The sequence below is a fragment of the Streptomyces sp. NPDC018263 genome, assembly GCF_055562575.1.
The window spans coordinates 502,058-512,504 of the sequence record NZ_JBVHFA010000002.1; the positions used below are offsets into that span (position 1 = coordinate 502,058).

At 71.8% G+C, this 10,447-nt stretch carries 6 protein-coding genes; 2 read left to right on the forward strand and 4 right to left on the reverse strand.

Translation table 11 applies throughout. From position 1 onward, the window contains the following. Positions 1 to 50: 50 nt before the first annotated feature. The 4 genes from ACZ3HQ_RS07190 to lanKC all read right to left on the reverse strand — a co-directional run bounded on the left by ACZ3HQ_RS07190 (position 51) and on the right by lanKC (position 6,809). A complete protein-coding gene (locus ACZ3HQ_RS07190) occupies positions 51 to 1,640 on the reverse strand; it encodes a GMC family oxidoreductase (RefSeq protein WP_467508702.1) in 1,590 nt (529 codons plus the stop codon). 88 nt (positions 1,641 to 1,728) lie between these two features. Beyond that, positions 1,729 to 2,472, reverse strand: coding sequence for an HAD family hydrolase (locus tag ACZ3HQ_RS07195; protein WP_467508703.1), 744 nt, complete (start codon positions 2,470 to 2,472; stop codon positions 1,729 to 1,731). A 2-nt stretch (positions 2,473 to 2,474) separates the two neighbouring features. Beyond that, complete coding sequence (locus ACZ3HQ_RS07200) at positions 2,475 to 3,554, reverse strand: polyprenyl synthetase family protein (RefSeq protein ID WP_467508704.1); 1,080 nt, start codon at positions 3,552 to 3,554, stop codon at positions 2,475 to 2,477. Positions 3,555 to 4,226: 672 nt separating this feature from the next. After that, positions 4,227 to 6,809 carry a class III lanthionine synthetase LanKC gene (lanKC, locus tag ACZ3HQ_RS07205; RefSeq protein WP_467508705.1) on the reverse strand — a complete coding sequence of 861 codons (2,583 nt, stop codon included), beginning with the start codon at positions 6,807 to 6,809 and terminating at the stop codon, positions 4,227 to 4,229. A gap of 268 nt (positions 6,810 to 7,077) precedes the next feature. On the opposite strand from lanKC, the gene ACZ3HQ_RS07210 reads away from it, so the two are divergent. Both ACZ3HQ_RS07210 and ACZ3HQ_RS07215 read left to right on the forward strand, forming a co-directional pair. Next, positions 7,078 to 9,381 (forward strand): helix-turn-helix domain-containing protein, encoded by a 2,304-nt coding sequence (locus tag ACZ3HQ_RS07210; protein ID WP_467508706.1) that lies wholly within the window; start codon positions 7,078 to 7,080, stop codon positions 9,379 to 9,381. Between the two features lie 519 nt (positions 9,382 to 9,900). Next, positions 9,901 to 10,447 (forward strand): NHL domain-containing protein (locus ACZ3HQ_RS07215; protein ID WP_467508707.1); only part of this gene is annotated, 547 nt, incomplete at its 3' end.

Here is a 10,447-nt window from a genome sequence, read left to right on the forward strand (position 1 = left end):
GTGGCATGGGGAACCTCGCAGAGGCGGGCGGCGGGAGGGCGGCGGCACGCTCACGCGTCCTGGGCCCGGATCAGGTCGGCGGCGCGTTCGGCGATCATGACGGTGGGCGCGTGGGTGTGTCCGCGGGTGATGCGCGGCATGACGGAGGCGTCGACGACGCTGAGTCCTTCGACGCCCCGGACACGGAGTCCGGGGTCGACCACGGCGTGGTCGTCGTCGCCCATGCGGCAGGTACCGACGGGGTGATAGACCGTGTCGGCGTGACGCCGGATGTGGTGCTCGACGCTGTCCGCGTCGCGCAGGTCGAGATCCCGGTACCAGCGCTTGCCGACGAAGGGGGCCAACGCCGTGGTTCGGAACAGCTCGTCGGCGATGTGCAGGCCCTTGGCCAGGCGGCGCAGGTCGTCGCCGGCCGGGTCGGTCAGATAGCGCGGATCGATGGCGGGCGGCTGGTCCGGCGACGCCGAGCGGAGCGACACACGTCCGCTGCTATCCGGCTGGAGAAGGACAGCGGCGATGGTGAGCCCGTGCCAGTTCAGCGGTTCCAGACCGTGGTTGATGAACGGCACCGGCAGGAAGCTGACTTCCAGGTCGGGCGCGGACATCGCCGGAGAGCTGGACAGGAAGGTGACCGCCTCCGCCACGTTCGACGTCAGCGGGCCACGGCGGCGCAGCGCGTAATCCGCCACGGAGGACAGGGAGCGGGCCGAGGAAAGGGTGACCGGCTGTGGGCAGTGGACGATCAGGGGAGCGAAAAGGTGGTCCTGCAGACCCAGGCCGACGCCGGGAAGCTCCGTCGTGCAGGTGATGCCGTGTTCCGCCAGGTGACGCGGGTCGCCGATGCCGGACAGCATCAGCAGGTGGGGCGAGTTGACGGCACCGGCGCAGAGCACGACCCGGCGGGTCGCCGTCAGCGTGCGGGGTCTTCCCCTCGCATCGGTGGTCTCGATCCCTTGGGCGCGGCCGTTCCGTACGATGACGCGCCGTACGCGCAGTCGGTCCAGCACGGTCAGGTTCGGGTGTTTGCCGGAACGGAGGTAAGCGTCGGCGGTGCTCCAGCGGCGGCCCCTGCGCTGGGTCGCCGGGGTCCGCCCGTACCCGGTCGTGTCGGCCGTGTTCAGCTCGGCCAGCGGTGTGTGCCCCAGCTCGGCGCAGGCGTCGAGGAACGCGGCCGTCGCCGCGGAGGGGCTGCGGATGTCCTGGACGTGGAGGGGGCCGTCGGTGCCGTAGACGTCGGCCGCGTTGCTGCCGGTACGGTGCTCGGCGCGACGGAAGTACGGCTCGACCTCCTTGTAGGACCAGCCGTCGTTGCCGGCCGCCGCCCACGAGTCGAAGTCCGCCTGATGCCCGCGGGTGTAGACCTGCGCGTTGAGGGACGAACTGCCGCCCAGCACCCGCCCCCTGGGGCAGCGGATCACCCGGTCGGCGAGGCCGGGCTGCGGGGCGGTGCGGTAGTCCCAGTCGTACTTTCCCCCGATGAGTGCGGAGAACGCGGCCGGTACCTTGATGGCGGGATGGCGGTCGGGGCCCCCCGCTTCCACCAGTCCGACCCGCGCCCGCGGGTCGCCGGCGAGGCGGGCGGCGACGACACAGCCGGCGGACCCGGCGCCGACGACGAGGTAATCGAAGGTTGTGTCCATGGTCGTCCTCGGGTGCTCGGAGGAGGGGGTGTCCTGAGGCGCGGTGTGACGGTGACCGGCTCCGCCTTCGGGCGTCGCCGGCAGGTACTCAGCGGTCCTGCGGCGCGGCGCTGAGCAGCAGTGAGCTCGTGTGGAGGATGGTCGTGCGGTCGGCCACGGCCCAGCCGTGGGCCGCCGCCAGGCCGCGCAGCGGTGAGTCGGGTTCGAAGGCGATGACGGCGCCGGACCCGACGAAGATCTCCGCGTCGTTCACGGCATTCCCGATGGCGAGGTTGCGGGCCGGGTCCACCTCACCGGACGCCACCAGTTCGCTCATGACGGCGCTCTTGCCGCCGGGGAGACCGGGAGCGCACGTGAGCCGACGGGTCAGCAGACCGTCCTTCACTTCCGTGACCGCACCTCTGCCTCCGCTGAGTCCGAGGTCGCGGACGGCCTCCTGGATCAGCAGGTCACTGTTGCCGGAGACCAGGTACACGCGGATGCGATGGGCGCGGAGCAGATCCAGCAGGTCGTGCACGAAGGGGAAGAGCCGCCCGCGGCAGGTCCGCCATGTCCGCACCGCCGTGCGCCGGGCCTGCTCGCGGGGGGTTCCATGCAGAGCCTCCGCGTAGAGCCGGTACGCCTCGGCCATGATCTCGGCCCGGCCGGTGTCCGCCTCCGCGTAGCGCCCGATGGCGTCGGCACAGGCCCGTCCGGCGGTGTCCTGGCACGCTCCGTCGTCCAGCAGGTCGCGGACGTACTGGGCTCCCAGGACGCCGGGCAGCAAGGTGCCGTCCAGATCGAGGATCGCGCATCGGATGTCGCTCCGGGGCCGGTCCGGGAGGATCGGCATCGTCACGAGTCCCTGTCGACGGCGAGGGAGGCGATGGTCCGGAGCGCGTCGGCCGTGGCCGCGGGCACCGGCGCCTCCTCGAGTGCGGCGAGAGACTTCTTGTAGCGCTCGCTGATCATCTGCTCGACGGCGGAGGCGGCTTGTGTCTCCCGCAGTACCTCGAGGACTCGCAGGGCTCCGTCTTCGTCCAGCGACCGGTCTCCCACCAGCCGTTCCAGCAGGTTCCGTTGAGCGGAGTCGGCGCGCTGGACGGCCAGGGCGAGCAGGACGGTGCGCTTGCCCTCACGCAGGTCGTCGAGGACTGGCTTGCCGGTAGCCTCCGGATCTCCCATGACGCCCAGCAGGTCGTCCCGGAGTTGGAACGCCTCTCCCAGCGGCAGGGCGAAGCGGGTGAGGGAACGCCGCAGCGCCGGGCCAGCTCCGGCGAGCGCGGCTCCCGCGTGCAGCGGACGTTCGATGGTGTATTTGGCCGTCTTGTACCGGATGACCGTCAGAGACGTGTCGACGTCGGCCAGAGAACCGAGCGACGCCATGAGGTCCAGGTACTGGCCGTAGTGCATCTCCTCGCGCATCGCGTCGAGCACCTCGCACACGGGCCCCCGGCGAGCAGCGGATATCCCGGCCCCTGTGACCAACTCCTCGGACCAGGTGAGGGCCATGTTGCCGATGAGGATGGCGGCGCTCATCCCCACATGAGCGTCCGCTCCCGTCTTCGCGTGGCGATCGGCGAGCGCACGGTGCACGGCAGGACGGGAACGGCGGGTGGCGCTCCTGTCGATGACGTCGTCATGTATGAGCGCGAACGCCTGGTACAGCTCAAGCGCGGCAGCGGTCCGGACGACGGGCTCCGGCAACCCGCTCCCGCCGGCGGCCTGCCATCCCGCCGCGCACAGCAACGGACGCAGCCGCTTTCCGCCGGCATCTATGAAATCGCTCAGCACGGTCGCTACTTCCGTCGGCAGCCCGTCCGTGAGCGCCCGCTGGGCCTTGTGGTCGAGGAAATTTCTCAGGTACGACGTGATCTTCAGCCGCGTGTCATCGAGATCAAGTACGGACTCCGGGGGAAAAGTCGATGGAGACACGACGGCAGCCTTTCTTCAGTCGCAAACCGCCTCCCGCAGGCGTGCCTGCCGACTCGCATGGCCGCACGGGGAGGACGGCCTCGAGTCAACTGCGGGGCCATCCCGGCGTACAGGGGGTCGATGGGGCCGGGCGATCGCAGACTCAGCAAGTATGTGCGTTCGTGAAAGGAGCGCCGGCTCAGGAGGGGCTGCGTTCGCTTCCGGGCAAAGCCCTGACGGGCGACCGACCTGGCTCCGCGGCGTCAGGAGGCGTCGAGACGGAGCGGGTCGCGAAGGACCTTCGGCCTGTTGGTGTCGTCGGCGAGATGTTCCTGACGGGCGGCCGAATGACGGCAGACAGGGGCGGGCCGTCGGCCCGCCCCTGTCTGTCCCGACTGGTTGACGTCGACTAGTTCACGTCGACGTGGCAGTACCAGATGGTGCTGCTCTGGCCGATGGCGCCGTCCAGCTCCTCCGACTCGGGCTGCGGGGTGAGGATCTGGAGGTCGAGGATCGCGTTCATGGTGAAGTCTCCTTGTGTGCTTATGAGTTGCTTCTGATGTCGTGAACAGGGATCAGCAGCCGTTCAGGACTGCTCGGCACCCGGGACTGCTCACGGCCACTTGCCCCGGACCTGTGTGCCCGGTCTTCGCCGGGCCGCCTCACCGGCGGTTCTGGGTGTCGCGGTGACGGTCATGTTCGGTCCTCTCGGTCGTTCCGGACGGGTCGGGGCAGCAAGGGCAGGACGGGCAGGCCGTCGGAGACGGTGTGCAGGGCGTGGAGGACACCCGCCGTACCGGTGGCGAAGTCCATGGACAGGCGCATGTTCTGGGCGCCGATGACGGCGATGCCGCCGTCCTGGGAAAGCGCGTGCCAGGCCAGGTCCCGGACGTGGGCCGTCAGAGCGGCGGCCAGGCTCGGGTCGTGGTCGGCCGCCCGGTTGTGGGCCAGGGCGGCGGCGAGACCGGCCCGGCCGGCGACGAGACCGCTGTGGACGGTGAAGTCCATGTCCAGAGCGGCGTGCAGGGCGTCCAGGGTTCCGGTCAGCTCCTCCTCGGGGCGGTGCCCGAGGTAGGCGGTCAGGGCCACGGCGATGCCGGCGGCGCCGCCTCCGAGGGTGGGCAGCGGCCGGGTCTTGTCGCTGGGGGCGAGTGCCGTGCCCACGCGCCGGCAATGGGCGAGATCGAGGTGGATCGCCTGGCGGGCGAGGTCCAGCCAGCGGGTCTCGCCGGTGTCCTCGTACAGGCCGAGGAAGAAGAGGGCCGGTCCGCTCCAGCCGCGCATGAGTCCGGCGCGGACGGCGGGGGTCCGGGTGACCCCGGTGAGCCGGGTGGCCAGGCGCTCGCCGGTCCGCAGGGCGCGGGTGTGCAGGCCGGGCATGTCCAGGGCCCGCGCGAGATGACGCAGGTTCAGTCCGATGCCCGCCAAGCCGTCGTGCAGCCCGCTCGGTGTCGCCCCGGTGGTGACGTCGATCGCCCGGTTCAGCACGTCGAGGGCCTGCTCCGGCCGGCCGAGCAGATGCAGGGTGTGGGCGACGCCGTGCAGGCCGTCGTACAGACCCGGGCGCGGCTGCTCGTCGCGCTGGGCGGCCTGCCACAGCCACTCGTGGTGTCCGGGGTCGGTCTCGTGTCCGGTGACGGTCAGCGCGTACAGGACGCCCGCGGCGCCATGGGCGAGGGTGTGGCCGCCGTCGTGCAGTGCGGCGGGCTCGCCGGGGAAGAGCCGGTCGGTGCGCCCGGGGGTGGCGCCGGCCCGTATCGCGGTGGCCAGGGCCCGCTCCAGCTCGCGGGCCGGAGCCGAGCCGGGGGCGTCCGCGGCGGCGGCGAACAGATCGGGTATCGCCCGGTCGGTGCGGGTCGTGATGTCGGGCGGGGTGAGTGCTTCGCGTACGCGGTCGGTCAGCGTGGCGGGCAGGGGGAAGAGTCCGGACGCCGCCTCCACGAGCTGGGCGGCTCGGGCCGGGTCGATGTCCAGTGTCGTGGTGAGCGGCAGGAACAGCGCCAGGCGCAGACTGTCCAGCGCGTAACGGTCCCGGTCGAAGCCGACGGCGTGCCCGGCGACGAAGCCGGGGGTGGCGATGCTGGGCTCGGCGTCGTCGGTGCCGGGGCGGTAGGCGATCTCGAAGTCGATGAGGGCGACGCGTCCGTCGGGACGGAGCATCACATTGCTGGGACTGAGGTCGCCGAACACGGTTCCGGTGGCGTGGACGGCGTCCAGGACACGTTCGAGCTGCTCCAGGATGTCCAGCACGGTGTTCACGTATTCCTGGCGTTCCCGCGCGTCCCGGCCCGGCCGGTTCAACGGGTTGGCGGTGGCTGTGAACTGCTGGAGGGTCTGGCCCTCGATGTACTCCTGCACCAGAAAGTGGTGCTCCCACGCGGTGAAGGTGCCCAGCAGCGCGGGGACGCTGTCCAGGTGGGCGAGGCGGCGCAGCGTCGCCGCCTCCCGGTGCAGCCGGGTCACCGCATCGTCGCCCGCACCGTCCAGGCCGGCCAGCGGCCGGGCTTCCCGCAGGACCACCCGGCGGCCGGTGGTGTTGTCGGTGGCGAGGTAGATGCCGCCCCCGTTGGAGTAGTGCAGGGCCTTCTCCATGGTGTAGGGGAAGGCCGGTGCGTCCGCCGACGCGTGACCGGCGGCGATCTGCTCGGCGATGAACCCGGGCACCGGCGCCCACTCGGGGATCTGGAAGACGGGGGCCCGCTCGTCGGGTACGAGCACTCCGTCGGGACGTGCGACGGCCGCGGTCCGGGCGCCGTCGGCGGACAGGCATTCGCGGCGGGCGAAGCCTCCGTAGCGCAGGTAGAGCGGCCCCTGCCGCCACCTCAGGTCGCTGAGGATGTACGGACCCGTGTAGCCGGCGAGGAGGGGACCCAGTTCCTCGAGGACGTCCTTCAGTTCGGTGTCGTCGACCGGGTAGAGGGTGATCAGCTTGCCGCTGCTGCCGCGGGGTGCGTACTTCCCGTTCGTGGACTGGTGGACCCGTGAGTTCGGGAGGAACTTGAAGGTCAGGGAGCGGGACAGGCAGTACTCCCACACCGTGTCGATGACCTCGGCCGCGTCCTCGGACGTGGCCGAGACATGGATCTTCCAGCCCTGGCCGGGGAGTTGGAGGTTCTCGGGGCTCAGGTACACCCAGGAGCCGTTCTCCACGCGCTTCCAGCCGGCCGGGGCCGGGCGCCCGGTGGCGGGGAACGGCGTACCTGCCCGCGAGGCGGGAGGGTGGTCGTAGAACCGCACGCCGGCCCGGCAGTAGGCGAGGTGGTTGGCTCTTTCCACGAGATTCTCTCCTTCGAGGGAGCACCGACGGCGTGATTCGCATCACGCCGCCCCGGTGTCCGACCTGCCGGGACCGTGCCGCCGAAGCCGCCGCCCCCGGACAGTGCCGGGATTCCGCGGGGCCGGCCTTGTCGTGCGAACGAGACAAGTTGATCAGCCGGAGCACAGGGACCACCAGGCAGTTCATCCGGCAGGGTTATGGACCGTCATACTTCTGCCGGGGAGCTGGTGTTCGAGGCTGGACAGCGCTGAGCAGGGGGTATTCGACGTGGTCACTGCACCGGTCGCGGAGGAGTTCGGGCGGCTGCTGCTGACCCTGCGCACGCGCGCCGGACTCAGCCAGGAGCGGCTGTCCCACGCCGCCGGGGTGAGCGTGCGCGCGCTGGCGGATCTGGAGCGCGGCCGCTCCCGAGGGCCGCAGCAGCGCACCGTGCAGGCCCTGGCCGCCGGGCTGGGCCTGGACGAGAAGGGCGCCGCCGAACTGGAGCGGGCCGCCCGCCGGGGGCGGCCCCGCCCGCGGTCGGCCGCCGAGCCGCACGCTCACAGCCCGCTGGCCCTGCCCCGTGACGTCAGCGACTTCGTCGCCCGCGGTCCGGCCCTCGCCGGGCTGCTCGCCCTGGCCGAGCGCACCGACGCTGACCGCTGTGCGGTCAGCGTGGTGTCGGGCCAGCCCGGTCTCGGCAAGACCGCCTTCGCGGTGCACGCCGCGTACCACCTCGCGCCGCACTTCCCGGACGGGCAGCTCGTCCTCGATCTGCACGGCATGGACCCGGAGCCGACCAGCGCGCGCGACGCCCTCGCGTCGCTGCTGCGGGCGGTGGGCGTGGCCGAGCGCGCGATCCCGGCCGCGACCGACGACCGGTCGGGACTGCTGCGGTCGCTGCTCCGGGACCGGCGACTGCTGCTGGTGCTGGACAACGCGGCCGGCGAGGACCAGGTCCGCCCCCTGCTCCCCGGCGCCGGGCGCTGCCTGACGGTCATCACCAGCCGCCACTGCCTGGCAGGTCTCGAATCGGTCCACCGGACCGACCTCACCCTGCTCCGCCGGGAGGAGGCGGTCGAGCTGCTGAGCCGCATCGTCGGCCCCGAGCGGGTACGGCGGGAAGCCCAGGCCGCCCGCGACCTCGCCGACCTGTGCGGACTCCTGCCGCTGGCCGTGCGGATCGCCGGGCAGCGCCTCGCCGGCCGGCCCCACGAGCGCATCGGCAAGCTGGCCGCACAACTGGCCCGGGAGAGCCGCCGCCTGGACACGCTCCGGGCCGGGGACCTCCAGGTGCGGGCCGCTTTCGCCACGTCCTACCGGCAGTTGGGCCCGGCCGCCAGGACTGTGCTGCGCCGGGCCTCGCTGGCTGCCGGAGGCGACTTCAGCCCGGAAACCGCCTCCCTCCTGGCCGGTGTGCCCGCCGACGAGGCGGCCCGGTGCGCCGAGGAGCTGACGGACGCCGGATTGCTGCAGCCCGACGCCGCCGCCGAGCGCTACCACTTCCACGATCTCCTGAAGCTCTTCGCCACCGAGCAGGTAGGCGTCGAGGACGGTGACGAGGTGTCCGGCGCCGCACTGGACCGGACCGCGCGGTGGATGCTGCGCCGGGCCACGGCAGCCGCGCTGCGTTTCGACGCCGACCCGGACCGGGAACTGCCGTACGGCGATCCCGATCCAGCCGGTGCTCCTGCGGACCGCGACGAGGCGCGCGCCTGGCTGGAGGCGGAGCGTGCCCAATGGCTCGCGGCCCTGCACCGGGCGAAGGACACGGGACTGCACCAGCAGGTGATCGACGCGGCCCGGGCCATGCACTGGTTCTCCGACCTCAACCAGCACTGGGAGCTGTGGGTGGAGGTCTTCAGGTGCGGAGCCGACGCGGCCCGCGCGCTGGGCAGCAGACAGGACGAGGCCGTCCACCTCAACTTCCTTGCCTGGGCCTACAACAACTGCGTCCACGACCCGGGCGCCGCGTTGGTCACCGCCGAGGCCGCGCTGGAGGCGGCCCGTGACATCGGGGACCGACTGGAGATCGGCTGGGCGCTGGGCTACGGGGCGTCGGCGCTGCACCGCCTCGGCCGGACCGAGGAGGCCAAGGCCCGGCTGCGGGACGCCGTCGACAGCCTCGCCGGCCAGACCTCCGTGCAGGGGCGCCTCGCCGAGCTCACCGCCCTGAACACGCTGGGCAGTTACCTCCGTCAGTCGGGCAGCGCCGAAGAGGCGTTGGCCATCCACCGGCGCAGCGAGGCGATCTGCCGGGCGGAGGAGCCCGGACGTCCCATCGAGCTGTTCACCGTGTATCTCGGGGCGAGCCTCCAGCACATCGGCAACGACCTCGCGGCGCTGGCACGCTGGGCCGAGGCCGAGGAGCCGCTGCGGCAGGCCCTGGACATCTTCGAGACCGTGAACATGGCCTCCTGGGCCGAGGCCACCCGCCTCGACCTCGGCATCGTGCTGCGCCGTCTGGCCCGCCACGACGAGGCCCGCCGGACCCTGCTCACCGCCCACGAGGCACTCCACAGGCTCAACAGCCCCAGGCAGGCGGAGGCCACGGCCGAACTGCGCGAACTGGAGGTGAGCGGGCAGGTCTGAACGCCGGCGCGACGGCTCGGCCTCGGCCTCGGCGAGCGGACCCTCGCTCTCCGCCTCCGGCCGTCACACCCGTGGTGGCCGTACCGGCAACCGCCCCCGCCGGGGGGATGAGGGTGCCGACTCCACGACAGCCTCGTGCCCACGGCCTGTTGGGGTGCGCCAGGAGACGGCGCGCGCCGGGCGCCGCCCCTCTTGTGACACGGAACGTCCAGTTGGGGCGGGGGCTCGGACCGACCGCCCGAGGCGGTTCGAGGTCTCGGTCCCGGGCCCCGCACCAATCACCCGTAAGTGATCTAGCCAACCCTCATCGACCTGTGACTTTCTGGTGTCGAATGATGACCGCCTGTAGTGGGCGGTCGGTGAAACGGCGAAGGGAAGACGATGAGTACTGCCCACGCGGCACCCACAGGTGACGAGCAGTCCGCCCCTCCGATCAACACCGTTGCGGGAACGGGGGCAGCGGGGTCCGCGGGTGACAACGATCGTGCCGTCGCGGCACAGTTGAACCGCCCCTACGGGATGGCAGTGGACAGCACCGGCACTGTCTACGTCTGCGAGTTCTCCGGCCACCGGGTCCGGAAGATCACGACCGATGGCAGGATCAGTACGGTCGCGGGAACCGGCCGTGCCGGGTTCAGCGGCGACAACGGTCCCGCCGCATCCGCCCAGTTGAACTCGCCGCGCGAAGTCGCGGTGGACCGCGAGGACGCCGTCTACATCGCGGACGCCGGCAACAACCGGGTCAGGAAGATCACCCCCGACGGGACGATCACCACCGTGGCCGGCACGAGTGCCGCCGGCTTCACCGGTGACGGCGGCCCCGCCACGGCCGCCCGGTTGAGCGGACCGTTCGGCGTGGCGGTGGACAGCACGGGCACTGTGTACGTCTCCGACTACTACAACAACCGGGTCCGGAAGATCACCCCGGACGGGACGATCACCACCGTCGCGGGCAACGGGACCGGGGCCTACCGGGGAGACGGTGGTCCGGCGACCTCAGCCCAGCTCAAAGGCCCGCACGCGGTCGTGCTGGGCACCGCCGGTGACCTCTACATCGCCGACTACG